Origin of the sequence: Streptomonospora litoralis (assembly GCF_004323735.1) — a bacterium.
Lineage (GTDB): Bacteria > Actinomycetota > Actinomycetes > Streptosporangiales > Streptosporangiaceae > Streptomonospora > Streptomonospora litoralis.
In genome coordinates, this window is sequence record NZ_CP036455.1 from 4753105 (window position 1) to 4770729 (window position 17625).

The window sequence follows — 17625 nt, forward strand, 5'->3', positions numbered from 1 at the left end:
ACCGCCGCGCGGGCGGAGGCGGCGGGCCGGGCGAGCGGCAGTCGCCCGTCACCGGTGCGCGGCGTCGTAGACCTCCCGCTTGGGCACGCCGAGCTCGCGCGCGACCTCGCGGACGGCGTCCTTGCGTGAGAGTCCCGCGGCCTCCCGCTCGTCCACGGCCGCCGCCAGATCCGCGGGCTCGCGGGAGGCCGCCGACGCGGCGGCGCCGGCCACCACGACGGTGATCTCGCCGCGCACCTCACCGCGCGCCCACTGGGCCAGTTCGCCCAGCGGTGCCCGGCGCACCTCCTCGTAGGTCTTGGTCAACTCCCGGCACACCGCTGCGCGCCGGTCGGAGCCGAACGCGGCGGACATCGCCTCCAGGGTCGCGGCCAGGCGGTGCGGGCTCTCGAAGAACACCATCGTGCGGCGCTCGGCGGCCATCTCCGCGTAGTAGCCGCTCTGCCCCTTGCGGGGGGCGAACCCCTCGAAGCAGAAGCGGTCGGTGGGCAGGCCCGAGAGGACCAGCGCGGTCGTCACGGCCGTGGGCCCGGGTACGGCGGTGACGGGCACCCCCGCTTCGACGCACGCGGTGACCAGCCGGTAACCCGGGTCCGAGACACCGGGCATGCCCGCGTCGGTCACCACCAGGACGTCGCGGCCCGCACGCAGGTCGCCGAGCAGCTCCTCGGCCCGGCGCGGTTCGTTGGCGTCGTAGTAGGAGACCACGCGCGCGCCGGGCTCGCCGCCGAGGCGCAGGCCCGACCGGGCGGCGAAGCGGCGCAGTCGGCGGGTATCCTCCGCGGCGATGATCCGGGCGTCCTCCAAGGCGCGCAGCAGCCGCGGCGGGGCGTCGTCTCGGTTGCCGATGGGCAGCCCCGCCAGCGTCAGCGTCCCCGGTCGGTCTGCGGCGCCCGGCTCCCCCGGCCCACTCGGCCCTGCGGTCACGTTCCACCCGTTCTCTAGACGCTACGGTAAGGAGTGTTCTGCGGATGCCCGGAACCGGCGAGCGGCCCCGCTGCGGCGGTCCGCGGCGCCCGTACGGGCCGGCCGCGCGAGCCGGACGGCGCGGCCCGAGTCGTCCGGGCCCGTGCTGCGCCGGCGCGTCCGCACGGCACCACCCGGCACCACCCCGCCGCGCGGTATCCCCGAAGACCGTCCACCCGTGCCCCAACCTTAAGAGCCGCGATGACCACCACCGCACCCGAAGCCACCGTCGACCCCGATCCGAGCTGGCGGGCCTCGGTACGCTCCCGCCTCGTACCGCCCATGCCGCAGCCGGCCTGGATCGGCTGGGTCGGCGCGGTGGCGCTGGCCCTGTTCGCCGGAGCGCTGCGCCTGATCGGACTGGGCCGACCGGGCGGGATCTACTTCGACGAGACCTACTACGCCAAGAACGCCCTGTCGATGTGGGTCTACGGTTACGAGCACGAGACCCTGGAGAACGCCGACGCGATGCTCGCCCGGGGCAACGGCGACATCTGGAGCGGCGGCGCCGACTTCGTGGTCCACCCGCCGCTGGCCAAGTGGCTCATCGCGGCGGGCGACCAGCTGTGGCGGCTGCTTCCGGGCACCACGGGGGTGGACCCCGAGGGCTGGCGGCTGGCCTCGGCGCTCTTCGGCGCGCTCTCGGTGCTGCTGCTGGTGCGCATCGCCCAGCGGATGACGCGCTCGTGGCTGCTGGGCTGCGCGGCGGGGCTGCTCCTGGCCCTGGACGGCCTGCACTTCACGCTGAGCCGCATCGCCATGGTGGACATCTTCCTGACCACCTTCATCCTGGCGGGGTTCGGCTGCCTGGTGGTCGACCGGGACCGCACGCGGGAGCGGCTGGCCAGAGGCGCCGAGCGGGGCGGCGCGGCGGCCAACTGGCTGGGTATGCGCTGGTGGCGGATCGGTGCGGGGGTGTGCCTGGGCCTGGCGGTGGGCTGTAAATGGTCGGCGCTGTTCTATCTGGCCGCGTTCGGGCTGCTGACGGTGGCCTGGGACTACGGCGCCCGGCGCAGCACGGCACACGACCGCACGGCGCTGCGCTGGTTCGGGTTCGACGCCGTCCCGGCGTTCTTCCAGATGGTGGGGGTCGCCGCCGTTACCTACGTGGCCACGTGGAGCGGCTGGTTCGCCACCTCCGGCGGCTACGCGCGCGACTGGGGCGCCGCCAACATGCCCGGCTGGCTGCAGGGCGTCCCCGGATTCGTCCAGGCCCCCGTGAACGCGGTCCGCAGCCTGTTCCACTACCACCAGCAGATGTACTCCTTCCACAGCGGGCTGTCCAAGCCGCACGACTACGCGTCGCAGCCCTGGGAGTGGCCCATCATGCGCACCCCGGTTGCGTTCTACTACGACGACCAGCCCTCGACCTGCGGCGCCTCCGACTGCTCCACCACGATCCTGAGCATCGGCACCCCCGCCGTGTGGTGGCTGGGTATCGCGGCCGTGCTGGTGATGCTGGGCTGGTGGCTGACCTACCGCGACTGGCGCGCGGGCGCGGTGCTGCTGGGCGTGGCCGCTGGGTGGCTGCCGTGGTTCGCCTACCCCGACCGCACGATGTTCGTCTTCTACGCGCTGCCGATGCTGCCGTTCGTCGTACTGGCGATCGTGCTGGCGCTGGGCCTGGCCATGGGCGCCGGCGAGACGCGGCCCGAGTACTCACCGTGGGCGCGAGTTGCGGGAGGCGTGGCCTTCGGCGTCGTCCTACTGCTGGTGATAGCCAATTTCGCCTACCTCTACCCGGTTCTCAGCGCCGAAACGATCACTTACCAGTCCTGGTCGGAGCGGATGTGGTTCCAAACCTGGATCTACGGCAACGGCGACGCGAGCTGACCCGTCGGCTCGGCCGAGACATCCGGGAGAACGGAATCCCGGCGTTTCGGCGCGTGCCCGCCGCGGCGGGCACGCGCCGATTCCCCGGCCAACCCGCTCCGCACCGGCACGGGTGGGAATCGACAGGAACGACACCGCCGAATGACGGGATTCCGAACACTGATTTCGACAACCGGCGAGTCTCCTCAAGGCATCTGCGGGGCTGGTAGTCTCATGAACCGGTTGCGGTTGTAGTTTCCATGGACGGCTTAGGCGCCTCACGGAACTTCACGTGGGCGCTGGTCGTTTGGGCGGAACTCCCGGGGGACGAGCGCTCAGCAGCCCGGGGCCAGCAGGGTGCGGCCCCGATGTAGTCCCCAAAGGGAGAGCAGATGGCTCAGGGCACCGTGAAGTGGTTCAACTCTGAGAAGGGTTTCGGATTCATCGCCGTTGAGGGCGGTGGACCGGACGTGTTCGTGCACTACTCGGCGATCGCGGGTACCGGCTTCCGGAACCTGGAAGAGGACCAGTCGGTCGAGTTCGACATCACCCAGGGCCCGAAGGGCCCGCAGGCGTCTGACGTGCGCGCGCTCTGACGTCGCCTGAATTCGTTTCTCGGCCCTTCGCCCGATCTCGGGCGGAGGGCTGCCGCTTTTCCGCACCGGGACGGACGGTTTCTCCGGGCCGGCTACTGAACTGCGCCCGATTCGGCACCACGTACGGTAGCCGCCGCTTCCGGATCTTCGGCCTGCGCGGCCGCCGCCGACTTTCCGCCTGGGGATTGCCCGCCGGGAGCCTGCCCGCCGACCTCGCGGCCTCCCCCGCCCAGCTCACGCACCTGCTCACTGAGCCGACTCACCTGCTCGGTGAGCTCCTCCAGCCGCCGCATCACCGACCGGTGCTGTTCGAGTTCGAGTTCCTGGTCCTCCTGCCAGCGCTCGGCGTTGACCTCCTGCTCCAGCGCAGTCACGATCACACCGATGACCAGATTCAGCATGATGAAGGCGGTCAGCACGATGTAGCCGACGAAGAACACCCACGCCATCGGCTGCCGCTCCATCACGGGCTGGGCCACCTCGGGCCAGTCCTCGGTCGTCAGCAGCACGAACATGGTGTAGAGCGTGGTGCCCAAATCGCCGAAGTGCTCGGGGTCGACGTCGTGGAAGAGCCGCTCGCCCAGCACCGCGGCGGTGTAGACGATGATGAGCAGCAGGCCGATGACCGTCCCCATGCCGGGGACCGACCGGAACAGCGCGGTGACGATCGTGCGCATCTGCGGCAGGACGCTGATCAGGCGCAGGATGCGCAGGATACGCAGCATCCGCAGCACCGAGAACGCCGAGGACGCCGGCACCAGCGCGATGCCGACCACCAGCATGTCGAACCAGTTCCACGGGTCGCGGAAGAACGCACGGCCGTAGGCGAACACCTTGAGCAGCAACTCGGCGGCGAAGACGGTGACGAAGACGACCTCGGCGGCGTAGAGGAGGTGGACCGCGCCCGCGAGCGTGTCGTCGACGTAGGTCTCCATTCCCAGAGCGACCGCGTTGCAGAGGATCAGCCCGATGATCACCGCCTGGAACCAGCGGCTGCCGACGATCCTCCGCGCCCGGTCGCGCAGCGCGTTCGCCCCCACGCACCTGCCCTTTCCCCCTCGGTCGCCCGCCGCCTCCGGCGAGGCGCAACGCGCCGCAGCCCGCGCCCCGCACGGGTTCGGCGACTGCGAACCGCACCAACCCTAGCGCCCGGCGGCGCGCGCTCGGCAGGCACAGCCGGGCCCGAGCCGGCGGGCCACCGCGGCGGTGCGGCGCCCCGGCCGAGCCGCGGGCGGGCGCGACGAGACAGCGGGGTGGTCATCCGCAGGTCGCACTCTGTTGTCTACAAGCGGCACAACACCGGCTAATCTGCTAGGAGGCCGGAGCACAGACCACGGGCCATCGGAGGAGCCGGCATTGTTCAACATCGGGTGGGGCGAGTTCGTCGCCCTTGCTCTGCTCGCACTGCTGATCTTCGGTCCCGACCAGCTGCCCAAGGCGGCGGCCCAGGTCGGCCGGGTACTGCGGCAGCTGCGGAACATGGCCGACAGCGCGAAGACCGACATCCAGCAGGGCTTGGGACCGGAGTTCAAGGACTTCGACGTGCAGGATCTCAACCCGCGGCGGTTCGTGCAGAAGCACTTCTGGGATGACGAGGACGAGGCCGACTCCGACAGCCGCCGGCCGGCGGCCCAGTTGAACGGCAAGCGCCCGCCCTTCGACAGCGAGGCCACCTGAGGCTCGCCGCCCACGGCCCCCGCGTGCAGTAGTGCGCGCCCGGATACTCAGCCGAAAAGCAGTGCCAGGAACAGACCGATCCCCAGCACCACCACGGAACCGATCATCACGGCGGGTGACCCCACTGTGGCGACCAGGATCTCGGCGGCTACCGTGCCCGCCACGGCGGCGGCGGGCCACGGCCAGCGCGGCGAGGGCGGCCAACCGTTGCGGCGTTCGCGGTAGAGGGCGACGAGCGCCGCGGTACCCAGCAGCGCCCAGAACACGAGGTGCCACCCGGCGCGGGTGAGAGGTGCGATGGAGTCGGCCCAGCTACCCGTGAACATGACGAACAGCGCGGTGGAGATGCCCAGCCGCCAGTAGCCCTTGCCGCGGGCGTCCGGTATCGCCTTGCGGCGGGCCGGAGTGACCCGGCGGAACCGTTCGGCCGCCACCGGCACGGAATCGTCCTGCGGCTCGGCGGCGGGCCGGTCCGCGTCCGGTATCGGGGGGTCGAGCGGAAGTGTGGGCTCGGGGGTCTCGGCGGGCTCGGGAAAGTGGTAGCCGCCGGGGGCGTGGTGGCCGCGCGGGTATTCGCTGCCGCCGGAATGGCGGCCGGGCTCGGGCGGCGGATCATCCGGCGCGGGCTGCTCTGGCGTGGGATTCTCCGGATGGTCGGGCACGGGTCTCGCCGTCCTCCTGCCGCTTGTCCGGGGGTCACGCTCGGTTGCGTACCCGCTCGCCGGCGTTCGGGAACTCCCGGCGGTGCGCCACCCTCAAGGCGGGACGGCGTCGGCACGGAGTCCCGGAAGCGCCGTTACCCGGCCCGGGGGCACGGGCCGGGTAACGGCGTCTTCGAATACGACGGCCTTCAGCGGAAGGGTCGGCCCTTACGCCCAGTTGAAGCCGGCGGTCGCGGCCTCGGCCGTGTCGGCGGAGGCAGCGGGAACCGCAGGCGCGAGAACCGCGGTGACGGCGAGCGCGATGACCGCAAAGGACTTCTTAATCACAGTGCACCTTTCCATTGCATCGTCATCCATCCCCGGAAAGTAAGATAAGCCAGCCGCCACACTTCGCGCAAGCCCCGAAGCCATGTTTACCGGCCTTCTACCGCATATATATCTCCATAGTGCGGAAAAGCGCGCAAACAATGCGTGCGAGCCACCGAACCCGTTGACTCCCCACTCCCCGGCGACCGTGCGGCACAGCCGCACCCGCTCGTGCTCCCCGAATCACTGGCCGACACCTGACCTGGGAGGACTCTCTGTAATCGAATCCGCCTCCCCGGAGGAGCGGCGCACCGCCCAGCACTCCAGAACCGGGCGCCCGCCCTCGAAACACGCCCACCTGCGAATTCTCGCGTCCGCTGGAATTCCGCAGGCCGTGACGCGGGGCGAGGCTCCCGGCCGTCCCCATTACCGGGGCGGCCATTCTAGCGGCTGATCGGCAATACCGCGCACCGGCGATACACCGAGGGTATCGGGCGCCGACACCGCTGGAAGAGGTGCGCGAAGCGGCTTACAGCGGGGCGCGGGCTCCCCCGGATCACACATTACCCTGATACGGCCGATTGCGCCGTCGGTTTTCCCCAGGTCACCCGATGCCCCCAGACGACCGAAACCGTTCGCACGTCGCAGCCGACATAGCAGACAACATAGAAAAAGGAGACCGCTCGGCGGTCTCCTTCGTACTTCAACCGGATTACCCTGACCCGATACCGAGATCACGGCCACCGGTCGTTATGTGGTGGAGCTGAGGGGATTCGAACCCCTGACCCCCTCGATGCGAACGAGGTGCGCTTCCGGACTGCGCCACAGCCCCTCGACAACGGTTCAATACTAACAGCTTCGAGCGCGTGGATCGAACGCGGCAGCGCCCCGCTGGGTCGGTCCGGCTTCCATGGGCGGCCGGGCCGTGCGGCTCGGATCCGCTACGCGGACTTGCCCTTGGCCTTGCCTCTGCCGGGCGCCGGGCTGATTGATGGGGAGCAGCGGGCACCGGGGACGGTGGCGGGTCGGATCCCGCGGTCGAGGGAGCGGGGACCGCCGGTGGCGGTGCGTGGGGAGGGGCGGCGAGGACTGCGTGGGGTGGCGCCCGTGCCCAACGGGTCGGGTGCTCGCCGGTGGCGGCCGGCGGAGGGGCGGCTCGGGTTTGCTGGGCGGCCTTGTCGGTCTGCCGGGTGTCGGGCGGACTTCACCGGAAAGCCGCAGCGAGGACGGTGGATGGCCGGGCCCGCGGTCGTCGGTTCGGGTGCTCGCGGGTGGCTCGTGCGGCGGGGGCGGCGAGGAGGCCGGGGAGCCGGGAGGCGCTCGCGTGTCCGTTAAGTCGCAGGGCGGCGCGGCGATCGTGCCCGTATGACGAGATCCAGCGGCGTTCTTTGGGAATTCGGCCGCGATCGCCACGACCTCCGCGGCCGACTCCGGCACCTCGGACATAGCGGGCGCGGGCGCCGGGACTGGGAGGCGCCGCCGTGTTCCGGCCGGGCCCGCGCAGGCCGGAGGCCGCGCGGTGTGGCGCGGTCGCGGGTGCCCGCACGGCCCGGGGGTGCGCCGGATCGAGGGCCCGGGGGGCGACGACACGTCGCTCGTGGCGCCCCGGTGTCGCCTCCGGTTGCCCCACCCCCCGATGGGGCGGTCTTTTGAGGGGTTTATGCCCGTTTTGCGGACGGCGTCGGCGGACGCGGCGACCACGAGGTGCACGAAAAGTCGACGCCGGGAGCGTTTTCGCGCCATTCGGCGCGCCTCGTGCGCCATCGCCGCCGCGGCGGGGGGCGGGCCTACCGGAAACTCGGGCGTTGGAGGACAAAACACCCCGTGTTGTCTCGTGTCGCGAAATGACGATGCGCGGGTGGCGCCTCGGGGCGGCGCCGAGGCGGATACCGCCGCACGTACGTGCATCTCGTGACCCCGATCCGGCCGCAGGACCGCCGACCGCCCCGCATCAGGCCCCGCCGACGACCGGGCGGCGCCCCCGGGAGTTCGACCACCCGCGGCCGGGGGTCGGGGCCGGTGACCGCCGCCCCCGACCACCACCGGCCCGGCCCCGCCGGCGTCGCCGCCCCCGCCGACCACCACCACCGGCGAACACCCGACCCGGTGAGCCGCAGGCCCGACCGCCCGCCGCCCTCGGCGCCGCTTTCCAGTGAAGCCCGCCCGTCGCCCGGCAGATCAGCAAGGCCGCCCAGCAGACCCGATCCGCCGATCCGTCAGGCGCGCCACCGGAGGCACCCGGCCCGACGCCGTCGCGCGTCGTCCCGCGAGGCACCGTGCGTACGCCGCTCGCTGCGGCCCCGGCCACCGAGCGGCCTGGCGCTCAGTCGCCCGCGGCGCGCAGGTGGGCGTCGGCGTACTGGTCGTAGACCTGGTTGCGGCGCTCCATCAGCTCGATGACCTCGGCCTCGCGTGCCGCCCTCGCTTCGTCGGCGCGGGCGCGCCGGACCTCGGCCATACGGCGGCGGTGCCGCGCTTCGGCGGCCCGGCGCTCCGCGTCGGCCTTGGCGGCCTCCCGCAGCAGGAACACGTGGCCCAGCAGCAGCACGGCCGGCGGCACGAGGACCCACCACGGCCCCAGCCCGGTACCGACGCCGACCCCGGTCAGCGCCAGCAGCGCCGTCAGGCCGGTGGTGCGGCGCCTGCGCCGGGCGATGACCTTGGCTCGGCTGGGACGCGGGCGCCGTACGGGCCCGGGCGGTGCGGACTCCGTGTAGGCGACGTCCGCTTCGTCCTCGCCGATCTCGGGCGGCTCGGCCTCCTCCCGGAAGAGGATTCGCGTACGGTCCGGGTCCTCGGGTTGGCGACGGTCGCCGCCAACCCCAGGCACCGCGTCGCCGCGGTCCCCTTCGGCCCGTGCGTTCAGCCCGTCGCGCGCCCCGTCGCCCGCGGTGCGGCCGTCCGTTCCGCCCGTTTCGGCGGTCTGTGAAGCGCCGCCGTGCTCGCCGGTGCGGAGGTACTCCCCGACCTCACCGGCGGAGTCGTCGTCGAGATCGGAGTCCAGGTCGCCGTCCAGCTCCGCGTCCAGATCACCGTCGATCTCCGCGCCGTCCTCGTACTGCACCGCGGAGTCGCGGCGCAGCAGCATCGGGACCAGCACGATGAGCCAGACGACCACGATGGCGAGATACAGAGGAGAGCTGCTCATGACCCCTCCTCGCACCGCCGACCCGACGACTGTTCCCGACGCTCCGGCGACCAGGCGCGTTCATGGCCCATGGCGGGCGGCGGCCCCGCGAGGGGCCGCGCCGAGGTCACGATCCGGCACCGTCGCCGTTCATCGCACCCCTCGTCATTCGCCGTCTCCCATGCGCCATATGTACGTGTTGCCTGCATCGTTAGTGCGTCTACGTTCCGCACCGTACGACCAGGTGTCCATAAATGCGCAGTATTCGGACCGGAGTGTCGTGAGATTACAGTCTTTCCTCTTCCCCGGACGACCTCATTCGCCGTCGCACACCCGGCCGCGCTGCAGGAGCCCTGTGGTCATGGGGACCCGCGAATAGCGACCCGGTCGCCGCGCCGCCTACGGGCGTCTGCCGGGTACCGGCGATTATGCCGCGAACAACAATACGCCGACACCGGATTACCGGGCTCCTCGCTAACCCCCGCCCAGCCTCACGGCCACTCCGGTTGCGGGGCGGGTCCGGCGGCACTTCCGGAGTCGGCCACCCGGCCGCCGCGGCGACGCCAGCGCGAGAGCAGACCGCCGGGAACGTCCTCGGTGGTCAGCGCGTAGCCGATGTGGTCGCGCCAGGCTCCGTCGATGTGCAGCTGGCGCTTGCGCAGCCCCTCCTCGCGGAATCCGAGCTTCTCCACCACGCGCCGGCTCGCCCGGTTCTCCGGGCGGATGCTGGCCTCGATCCGGTGCAGGCCGACGGTGAAGAACGAGTGGTCGACGGCGAGCGCCACCGCTGTGGGGGTGACGCCGCGCCCGGCGTAGGCGCTGTCGATCCAGTAACCCACCTGGGCCGAACGCGCCGACCCCCACACCACGGCGCTGACCGTGAGCTGACCGGCGAAGACGCCGTCGTAGGTGATCGCCCACGGCATGGAGATCCCGTGCCGGGCCTCGCGCCGAATCGCCTGCAGCATCGCGACGTAAGGCGACAGCCCCGACGTGTGCAGCGGCATCTCGGGGTGCGTAGGCTCCCAGGGACGCAGCCAGTCGGCATTGCGGATGCGGGTTTCGCGCAGCGCGCCGGCGTCGCGCAGTCGCAGCGGGCGCAGGCCGACCGGGCCCTCCCCGAGGGTGATCGGCCAGCCGCGGATCCGATTCACGTCGCGTCCTTCCGGCACCGGCGGCCCCCGGTACACCCGGCGGCCGACCGGCGGTGGTGGTGTTCCCGCCCGCGCGGTGACGGGTGGGAGACGGGCGGTGCCCCGTTCGCTTTTTTCCAGTATTCCACCACCGTCGGCGCCCCGTCAGGTGGCCGTTCGGGGATGGTCGCCGCCTCGCAGCTGTTCGACGGCGTGGGCGAGGATCGGGCCGAGCACCGCCATGCCGTCGCGGACCCCGCCGCTGGAGCCGGGCAGATTGACCACCAGCATGCGGCGGCCGCCGTGCTCGGCGACACCGGCCAGCCCGCGGGAGAGCACGGCCGAGGCGACGCCTTTGGCGCGGCCCGCCTCACGCAGCGCCTCGGCGATGCCGGGAACCTCGTAGGCCAGCAGCGGACGTGTGGCCTCCGGGGTGGCGTCGGCGGGGTTGAGGCCGGTGCCACCGGTGGTGACGGCGGCGTCGCAGCCCTGGCGCAGCGCGCGCAGCAGGGCCTCGCCGACCGGCGGGCCGTCGGCGACCACCCACGGCCCCTCGACCGAGACGCCCTCCAGGCGCCCCAGCTCCTCGCACAGCACCTGTCCCGAGCGGTCGGGGTAGACCCCGGCGGCGGCCCGGTTGGACGCGGTGATGGCGGCCACGCGGTATCGGGCGGCGCCGTCCCGCGCGCTCACCGCGACCGCCTCCAGGTCCCGGTCTTGCCGCCGGTCTTCTCCTCGACCCGCACATCGGTGACCACGGCCTCGGGGTCGATCGCCTTGACCATGTCCACCAGCCCCAACGCGGCGGTCATCACGCAGGTGAGCGCCTCCATCTCCACGCCCGTGCGGTCGGCGGTGCGCACGGTCGCGCTGATGCGCACGCCCGCGTCCTCGACCGCGAGGTCGACGTCGGCGCCGTGGACGGCGATGGGGTGGCACAGCGGAACCAGGTCGGGGGTGCGCTTGGCACCCTGGATCCCGGCCAGCCGCGCGACGGCCAGGGCGTCGCCCTTGGGCACCCCCTGGCCGCGCAGCGCGGCCACAGTCTCGGACGAGAGCAGCACCCGCCCGGTGGCGGTGGCCGTGCGGGCGCTGACGTCCTTGGCCGACACGTCGACCATGCGGGCGGCGCCTGCGGCGTCCAGGTGGCTCAACCCGGAAGGGTGGGCGGGGTCGGCCTCTGACATGGTGTCGGTCCTCCTCGGCGGGTTCGCGGTGGCGGCATCAGGGGGTCGCGGGCAGCTGTACGGCTTCGACCACGCTGCCCTCGGCCAGCTCGGTGACCGATTCGGGGACCACGACGAGCGCGTTGGTCTCGGCGAGGGCGGAGAGCTGGTGGGAGCCCTGCCGGGTGACGGGCCGGGCGGTGTAGGGGGTCGCGCCCTCGCCGCCGTCGTACTGCAGCACCGCCCGCAGGTAGGAGCGCCTGCCCCGCGGCGAGTGCGGCACCGGCGCCGTCAGCCGCGCGTGCACGGCCGGCAGCGGGTCGGTCGGCAGTCCGCGCAGCCGTCGCAGGGCGGGCCGCACGAACAGCTGGAAGGAGACGTAGGCGCTGACCGGGTTGCCGGGCAGTGTCAGGATCGGTGTGCCGGACTCCCCGACCGTGCCCGCTCCCTGCGGCATCCCCGGCTGCACGGCGACCTTGTCGAAGCGCACCGTCCCCGATCCGGACAGCACCTCCTTGACGACGTCGTAGGCCCCCATGCTCACACCGCCGGTGGTCAGCACGATGTCCGCCTGGGCGAGCACGTCCTCGATGGTGGCCAGTACGGCGGCGGGGTCGTCTCCGGTGAAGCCGTGGCGGTAGGCGACGCAGCCGGCGTCCAGCGCCGCCGCGGCCAGCATGTAGCTGTTGGACTCCCAGATCTGCCCGGGCCCGACGGGCGATCCGGGCTCCACCAGTTCGGCCCCGGTCGACAGCACCACGACACGGGGACGCGGGTGCACCAGCGCGGAGCCCCGCCCCACGGCGGCCAGTACCGCGAGTTCGGCTCCGCCCAGGACTGCGCCGCGCTGCAGGATGGTGGCGCCCTTCTCGACGTCCTCCCCCGAGCGGCGGATCGCGTTGCCGACGCGGACCTCGCGGTCCACGGCCACCGTGGCGCGGCCGCCGTCGGTCCACTCCACCGGCACGACCGCGTCGGCGCCCCGGGGCAGGGGCGCGCCGGTCATGATGCGCGCGCAGTGGCCGCGGCGGACGGCGACGGCCGAGACGTCGCCGGCGGGGATGTCGGCCACCACGGGCAGGCGCACCGGCTCGTCGGCGGAGGCGCCGGCAAGGTCGGCGGCGGCCACCGCGTAGCCGTCCATGGCGGAGTTGTCGAACTGCGGCAGGGAGACCCTGGAGGCCACGGGCTCTGCGAGCACGCCGCCGTGGGCGCTCAGTAGGTCCAGCTCGACGGGTTCGAGCGGCTCGACCAGGTCCAGGACGTCGCTGATGTGCTGCTCGACGGTCTTCATCGCTGCTCCTTCAGCCACTGTCTGCGGTGCCGCACCCGCGCCGCCGCGGCGGCGGTGCCGGCGTGCTCAGGCGCCCGCGCCGGAGGTGTCGGCGGTGTTGCGGTCGACGAACTCGCGCAGCCACGGCAGGAACTCCGCGGCGAGGTCGGGTCGCTCACACGCGAATTCCACCACAGTGCGAAGGTAGTCGGCCTTGTTTCCGGTGTCGTAGCGCTGGCCGCGGAAGAGCACACCGTGCACCGGGCCGCCGTCTTCGGGTTTGCGCCGGGCCAGCTCCAGTAGGGCGTCGGTCAGCTGGATCTCGCCGCCGCGCCCGGGCGGAGTCTCGCGCAGCACGTCGAACACGGCGGGGTCGCAGACGTAGCGGCCGATGATCGCCCAACGGCTGGGCGCCTGGTCCACGGCGGGCTTCTCGACCAGGTCGGTGACGGCGACGACGTCGTCCTCGCCGGTGGATTCGATGGCGGCGCAGCCGTAGAGGGAGACCTGTTCGGGCTCGACCTCCATCAGGGCGACGACGCTGCCGCCGTAGGTCTCGCGCACCTGGATCATGCGCTTGAGCAGGGCCTCGCGGCGGCCGATGAGGTCGTCGCCGAGCAGCACCGCGAAGGGCTCCGCGCCGACGTGGGCGGAGGCGCACAGCACGGCGTGGCCGAGGCCGCGCGGCTCGCCTTGGCGGACGTAGTGGACCTGGGCGAGCTCGCTGGACTCGCGCACGGAGTGCAGGCGCTGGGTGTCGCTCTTGGCCCGCAGCGCCTCCTCCAGTTCGTAGGCGCGGTCGAAGTGGTCCTCGATGGAGCGCTTGGAGCGGCCGGTGACCATGAGGACATCGTCCAGGCCCGCGTCGACGGCCTCCTCCACGACGTACTGGATCGCCGGTTTGTCGACGATGGGCAGCATCTCCTTGGGGGTCGCCTTGGTCGCGGGGAGGAAGCGCGTGCCCAGTCCGGCGGCGGGTACGACTGCCTTTGCGACACCGGGACCGCGGTGTTCTGTATCTGTCATGTCGGCACTTTAGGACACCGGCCGGGCGCTCGGCGTCCGGCGCGCGTCAGGCCGTCCCCGTCGCTGCGGCACTGCGGCCGAACGGGTCGCGACGACGCTGCGCACCGGTGGTGCTACCGGCCGTCGGAGCGCCGCGCCGCCGGGGCGCCCGGCTGCGGCTGAGCGCTCCCGGAGCTGCGAGACTGCTGTGCCGTGACCGCACAGGAGACGAAGCAGGAGATGCGCCGGCGCATCGTGGCGGCGCGGCGCGCGATGCCCGAGCACGACCGGGTGACCGCCGGGTCGGCGATACGCGACGCGCTGGCGGAGGTTCCGCTGCTCACTACGGGCGGCACGGTGGCCGTCTACTACTCGGTCGGCACCGAGCCCGACACGCGCAAGCTGATCGCCGCACTGTGGAAGCGCGGCACCTACGTGCTGCTGCCGGTGTTCCTTTCCGACGGCGAACTCGACTGGGCCGCCTACGAGGGGCCGGACAGCCTGGAGGCCACCCGGCAGGGCCTGCTGGAGCCGGTGGGCCAGCGCTACGGGTCCGGCGCGGTGCGGCGCGCAGCTGCCGTGGTGTGCCCGGCACTCGCCGTCGACCGCGGCGGGTTGCGGCTGGGCCGGGGAGCCGGGTGCTACGACCGTGCGCTGTCGCTGGTCGGCCCCAACACGCTCACCCTGGCGGTGATCTACGACACAGAACTGGTGTGGTCGGTACCGGCCGAGCCGCACGACCGCCCGGTGGACGGCGTGGTGACACCCGAGACGGGCATGCGCCTGCTCTCGGCGCGCTGACCGGGCTGTGGGCGGCGGCGGACCGGGGAACACCCGCCGCCCGCACGGTGTTGCAGGGTGTCGGCAGCGTGATCACACCTGATCGGCGCGGCGCCACACCCCGATGTCGCGGCTGTGCTGCCGGACCGCGTAATATTTGGCAGTCGACGGGTGAGAGTGCCAGCAAGGAGGACCCAGTGCCGACGTACCAGTACGCATGCACCGAGTGCGGCTCCCAGATGGAGGTCGTGCAGAGCTTCAGCGACGATTCGCTGACCGTCTGCCCCGAGTGCGAGGGCCGGCTGCGCAAGGTGTACTCCGCGGTGGGCATCGTCTTCAAGGGCTCGGGCTTCTACCGCACCGACAGCAACTCCTCCTCGAACAACTCCTCCGCGTCCTCCTCGTCCGGCGGCAGCGGGGACTCCGGCGGCGACTCCGCGAAGAGCGAATCGGCGGGCTCCGGCTCGGACTCGGGGTCGGACTCCTCCGGCTCGGCGAAGTCCGAGTCCTCCTCCAGCGGCTCGGCTGAGACCAAGGCCACGGCCGGCTCCGGCACCTCCTCCGCGGCCACGGGCAGCTGACAGGGCGGCGGCCGCCGCGCCGATCGCACCACGCCCCCGCCCACCCGGCGGCGTGGCTTTCGGATCGCCCTCGCGCCGCCGGAAGCGGCGTGCGCCCGTGAGCGAATACGTGCCTGCGCGCGACGGACGGAACCATCGGCTGCGGGTCGTCACCTCGCCCCCGAACCGCCTCCTGCGGCGGCGCGGATCCGCGTGCGGACGGGTTGTGGACGACGGAAGCACACTTCGCACGCGCCCGCCTACCGTACGGACATGCGCACCGCCACCGCTCCACACGGCATCCGCCCGCCCCACACCGGCGCCTCGGCCCGCAGGCGCTCCGCCACGCCGGCGCCGATCCGCGCGCTCTCCCGCTTGCGCAGACCGCTCGGCGCCGTCTGCGCGGTACTCGCGCTCACCGGCGCCGTCCTGCTGCTGCGTCCCGCGCCGGCGCCCGCCGACGAGGTGCTGGTCGCAACTCGGGCGCTGGACGCCCTCGCGCCCCTGGCCGCGGGCGACCTCGCCGTGCGGGCGCTGCCCGCGACCGCGGTACCGGACGGCGCACTGGGGCCCGGCGACGATGCGGTGGGGCGTTCCCTGACCGGCCCCGTCACCCGCGGTGAGGTCATCACCCGCGCCCGGATCGCCGGACCGCCGGCGCGCGGCTACGGTCCCGGTCTCGTGGCGGCGCCCGTTCACCTGCCCGAGCCCGGTCCCGCGGGGCTGCTGCGCCCGGGCAGCAGGGTCGACGTCCTGGCGGCGCCACGCGCGTCGGTCACCGGCGAACTCCGCGGCGCGGCTCCACCCGCCAGGACCGTGGTCGAGGACCGGCCGGTGATCGCCGTCCCCGACCCCCGCGGTTCGACGGCGGTGGCCACGGGTGGCGGGCTTATCCTCCTGGCCGTACGGCCCGACGAAGCCCGCGCGCTGGCGGGCCACTCGGCCGCCTCGCGGCTATCGGTGGCGATACGCCATCGGAGCCCCCGCCGCGTGCGGCGCACACGGTCGCCGCGCCGGGCGCTCCGCCGCGCTGCGGCCGGACCCGCGGGGCGCCGGAAGGGCGGACGGGTACACCGGCCCGCCCCCGAGCCGAACAGCCACCGCGCCCCGGCGGCGCGGGGCCGCCGTGGCGCGCGAGAGCTACGCGTGCGGGGCCTCGTACTCCCAGTGCCACGGCTCGAACGGGTTCGAGTACGCCCACTGCGGATGGAACCAGCCCCACTTCGTGGAGTTCTCCTCCAGCCAGTTGAACTGCGGGCTGCCCTGGTTCTGCACGCCGCCGCACAGGTCGACAGCAAGGCCCCAGCCGTGGTTGCTGGTGCCGGGCACCGCCGCCATGCCGGGCGGCTTGGTGGCGTAGAGCGACTGCTGCTTGGAGAGGTCGCGGTAGGAACTCGTCAGGCACATGCTCTCGCCGAACCTCTCGGCGTAGGCCTGATTCATCTTCATGAAGTCGACCGCCGCGTCCCCCCGCAGGGACTCCCCGTCCTGGGGCAGCTCGCACAGGCTGTTCTGGGGCAGCAGGCCGTTGGGGTGGCCCGCGGCGTTCTGGGATACCGACGCGTCGCACTCGGCGCCGGCGAAGTACGCCTCCGGGTCCAGGCCGCGGTTCTTCAGCTCGTCGGTCAGGTTCTCCGTGCTCTCCTTGGACTTCGCGCGCAGGTCCTCGAGTTCGCCTTCCAGCTCGACGCGCTCCAGCTGCGTCTCGGTCTGCAGTTCCTGGGCCTGCGATGCAAGGTCGGACTGCTTTTCACGCAGCCCGTTGGCCTCGTCCAGCAACGCCTGGCGGTCGTCGGAAAGCTTGAGCACGTGCGCCTCGGCCTCAAGGTCCTGGTCGAGCTTGTCGGAAGTCATGATGCCGAGGACGCCCGCGTTGGGCTGCATGTACAGCGTGCTTCCCAACTGGGCCAGCGGCTCACGCATCTTGGACAGGCGCAGTTCGGTCCGCTGCAGGTCGTGCAGCGTGGAGACCAGCTTGTCCTGGGCGTCTTCCAGCTTCTCCTCGCGCTGGGTGTACTCCTTGGTGGCCTTCTCCAGCTCGTTCTTGGCCTCGTCGGCCTTCTTCTTGAGCTTGTCCAAATCGGAGTCGGCGGCCGCCGGAGCGGTCACCGGCGCGAAAGCCGTCTGCACACCGGGCACCACGAGGAGTGCCATGATGAGCACGGCCAGCACCGCCAGGCCACCGTGTCTGCGCGAGTAGGCCATCAGCGTCAGTGGAGACGGATATCGGCCGATTCGCGGCACGCGGTACGAACGCCGCGTGCGATCGAGAGGAAGCGGCACAGAGGTCCTCCGGTCGCGAGTAATCGGTGGGTCACGTGACCGCAACGCAAGTTACTACATGTCCTCAATCGGACAGACCGAGATGGTTTCCCGGAACGGACATGTGGAGAGCGTGGGGGGCTGGACGTCGCCGAGCGACGCCTACTGCGATGCGAAACAGCAGGTCACCGGGTGTTCAACTACGCGTGCCAGACTATTGGGGATTACAAACGCATAAACCCCAAATCGGCAATACGAGGCAAACAGTGACCAAGGTCACACCAACCCGATGGCAACTTC

General features: G+C 72.2%; 17 protein-coding genes, 1 tRNA gene and 1 pseudogene. 6 read left to right on the forward strand and 13 right to left on the reverse strand.

Going from position 1 to position 17625, the window contains the following annotated elements:
- Positions 1–48 precede the first annotated feature (48 nt).
- Positions 49–870 (reverse strand): 16S rRNA (cytidine(1402)-2'-O)-methyltransferase, encoded by an 822-nt coding sequence (gene rsmI, locus EKD16_RS19975; RefSeq protein WP_341351898.1) that lies wholly within the window; start codon positions 868–870, stop codon positions 49–51.
- A gap of 297 nt (positions 871–1167) precedes the next feature.
- Here rsmI and EKD16_RS19980 point away from each other — a divergent pair, with 297 nt between their 5' ends.
- A complete protein-coding gene (locus EKD16_RS19980) occupies positions 1168–2799 on the forward strand; it encodes a dolichyl-phosphate-mannose--protein mannosyltransferase (protein WP_131100203.1) in 1632 nt (543 codons plus the stop codon).
- 371 nt (positions 2800–3170) lie between these two features.
- The gene (locus EKD16_RS19985; protein WP_131100206.1) at positions 3171–3374 is read left to right on the forward strand and encodes a cold-shock protein; all 204 of its coding nucleotides are present in this window, start codon (positions 3171–3173) and stop codon (positions 3372–3374) included.
- Between the two features lie 92 nt (positions 3375–3466).
- Here EKD16_RS19985 and EKD16_RS19990 read toward each other — a convergent pair whose 3' ends face one another.
- On the reverse strand, positions 3467–4414 hold the full coding sequence (locus EKD16_RS19990; RefSeq protein ID WP_242677077.1) for an ion transporter: 948 nt from the start codon (positions 4412–4414) through the stop codon (positions 3467–3469).
- Positions 4415–4730: 316 nt separating this feature from the next.
- Here EKD16_RS19990 and EKD16_RS19995 point away from each other — a divergent pair, with 316 nt between their 5' ends.
- Positions 4731–5051, forward strand: a complete 321-nt coding sequence (locus EKD16_RS19995; RefSeq protein ID WP_131100209.1) for a sec-independent translocase — start codon at positions 4731–4733, stop codon at positions 5049–5051.
- A gap of 47 nt (positions 5052–5098) precedes the next feature.
- Here EKD16_RS19995 and EKD16_RS26265 read toward each other — a convergent pair whose 3' ends face one another.
- The 9 genes from EKD16_RS26265 to galU form a co-directional block, all read right to left on the reverse strand.
- Entirely contained in the window at positions 5099–5713 is a 615-nt protein-coding gene (locus tag EKD16_RS26265; protein ID WP_131100212.1) for a hypothetical protein, read from the reverse strand.
- A gap of 207 nt (positions 5714–5920) precedes the next feature.
- The gene (locus EKD16_RS25495) at positions 5921–6070 is read right to left on the reverse strand and encodes a hypothetical protein (RefSeq protein WP_165498621.1); all 150 of its coding nucleotides are present in this window, start codon (positions 6068–6070) and stop codon (positions 5921–5923) included.
- A gap of 704 nt (positions 6071–6774) precedes the next feature.
- Positions 6775–6851, reverse strand: a tRNA-Ala gene (locus EKD16_RS20005).
- A 1491-nt stretch (positions 6852–8342) separates the two neighbouring features.
- Positions 8343–9167 carry a divisome protein SepX/GlpR gene (sepX, locus tag EKD16_RS20010; RefSeq protein ID WP_131100215.1) on the reverse strand — a complete coding sequence of 275 codons (825 nt, stop codon included), beginning with the start codon at positions 9165–9167 and terminating at the stop codon, positions 8343–8345.
- A gap of 470 nt (positions 9168–9637) precedes the next feature.
- The gene (locus EKD16_RS20015; RefSeq protein WP_131100219.1) at positions 9638–10300 is read right to left on the reverse strand and encodes a GNAT family N-acetyltransferase; all 663 of its coding nucleotides are present in this window, start codon (positions 10298–10300) and stop codon (positions 9638–9640) included.
- 144 nt (positions 10301–10444) lie between these two features.
- The gene (locus EKD16_RS20020; RefSeq protein ID WP_242677078.1) at positions 10445–10972 is read right to left on the reverse strand and encodes a MogA/MoaB family molybdenum cofactor biosynthesis protein; all 528 of its coding nucleotides are present in this window, start codon (positions 10970–10972) and stop codon (positions 10445–10447) included.
- On the reverse strand, positions 10969–11466 hold the full coding sequence (gene moaC, locus EKD16_RS20025; RefSeq protein WP_131100222.1) for a cyclic pyranopterin monophosphate synthase MoaC: 498 nt from the start codon (positions 11464–11466) through the stop codon (positions 10969–10971). The genes EKD16_RS20020 and moaC overlap by 4 nt, the downstream gene beginning before the upstream one ends.
- Before the next feature lie 37 nt (positions 11467–11503).
- On the reverse strand, positions 11504–12739 hold the full coding sequence (gene glp, locus EKD16_RS20030) for a molybdotransferase-like divisome protein Glp (protein WP_131100225.1): 1236 nt from the start codon (positions 12737–12739) through the stop codon (positions 11504–11506).
- Between the two features lie 66 nt (positions 12740–12805).
- Positions 12806–13744: a UTP--glucose-1-phosphate uridylyltransferase GalU gene (gene galU, locus EKD16_RS20035; RefSeq protein ID WP_131100228.1), complete on the reverse strand. Its 939-nt coding sequence runs from the start codon at positions 13742–13744 to the stop codon at positions 12806–12808.
- A gap of 219 nt (positions 13745–13963) precedes the next feature.
- On the opposite strand from galU, the gene EKD16_RS20040 reads away from it, so the two are divergent.
- Positions 13964–14524, forward strand: a complete 561-nt coding sequence (locus tag EKD16_RS20040; protein WP_131102812.1) for a 5-formyltetrahydrofolate cyclo-ligase — start codon at positions 13964–13966, stop codon at positions 14522–14524.
- A gap of 176 nt (positions 14525–14700) precedes the next feature.
- On the forward strand, positions 14701–15084 hold the full coding sequence (locus EKD16_RS20045; protein WP_131100231.1) for an FmdB family zinc ribbon protein: 384 nt from the start codon (positions 14701–14703) through the stop codon (positions 15082–15084).
- Positions 15085–15323: 239 nt separating this feature from the next.
- Here EKD16_RS20045 and EKD16_RS26270 read toward each other — a convergent pair whose 3' ends face one another.
- The gene (locus EKD16_RS26270) at positions 15324–15482 is read right to left on the reverse strand and encodes a hypothetical protein (protein ID WP_242677079.1); all 159 of its coding nucleotides are present in this window, start codon (positions 15480–15482) and stop codon (positions 15324–15326) included.
- A gap of 46 nt (positions 15483–15528) precedes the next feature.
- Between EKD16_RS26270 and EKD16_RS26540 the strand changes: the two are divergent.
- Positions 15529–15648: pseudogene (locus tag EKD16_RS26540) on the forward strand (Flp pilus assembly protein CpaB); the annotation flags it as partial.
- A 555-nt stretch (positions 15649–16203) separates the two neighbouring features.
- Here the strand turns inward: EKD16_RS26540 and EKD16_RS20055 are convergent.
- The gene (locus EKD16_RS20055; protein WP_131100234.1) at positions 16204–17268 is read right to left on the reverse strand and encodes a M15 family metallopeptidase; all 1065 of its coding nucleotides are present in this window, start codon (positions 17266–17268) and stop codon (positions 16204–16206) included.
- Positions 17269–17625 lie beyond the last annotated feature (357 nt).

Excerpts from the sequence above, each read along its gene's own strand:
- EKD16_RS19980 (WP_131100203.1), top strand. The coding sequence starts at position 1,168 with ATGACCACCACCGCACCCGAAGCCACCGTCGACCCCGATCCGAGCTGG.
- EKD16_RS19985 (WP_131100206.1), top strand. The coding sequence starts at position 3,171 with ATGGCTCAGGGCACCGTGAAGTGGTTCAACTCTGAGAAGGGTTTCGGA.
- EKD16_RS25495 (WP_165498621.1), bottom strand. The coding sequence starts at position 6,070 with ATGGATGACGATGCAATGGAAAGGTGCACTGTGATTAAGAAGTCCTTT.
- sepX (WP_131100215.1), bottom strand. The coding sequence starts at position 9,167 with ATGAGCAGCTCTCCTCTGTATCTCGCCATCGTGGTCGTCTGGCTCATC.
- moaC (WP_131100222.1), bottom strand. The coding sequence starts at position 11,466 with ATGTCAGAGGCCGACCCCGCCCACCCTTCCGGGTTGAGCCACCTGGAC.
- glp (WP_131100225.1), bottom strand. The coding sequence starts at position 12,739 with ATGAAGACCGTCGAGCAGCACATCAGCGACGTCCTGGACCTGGTCGAG.
- galU (WP_131100228.1), bottom strand. The coding sequence starts at position 13,744 with ATGACAGATACAGAACACCGCGGTCCCGGTGTCGCAAAGGCAGTCGTA.
- EKD16_RS20040 (WP_131102812.1), top strand. The coding sequence starts at position 13,964 with ATGCGCCGGCGCATCGTGGCGGCGCGGCGCGCGATGCCCGAGCACGAC.
- EKD16_RS20055 (WP_131100234.1), bottom strand. The coding sequence starts at position 17,268 with ATGGCCTACTCGCGCAGACACGGTGGCCTGGCGGTGCTGGCCGTGCTC.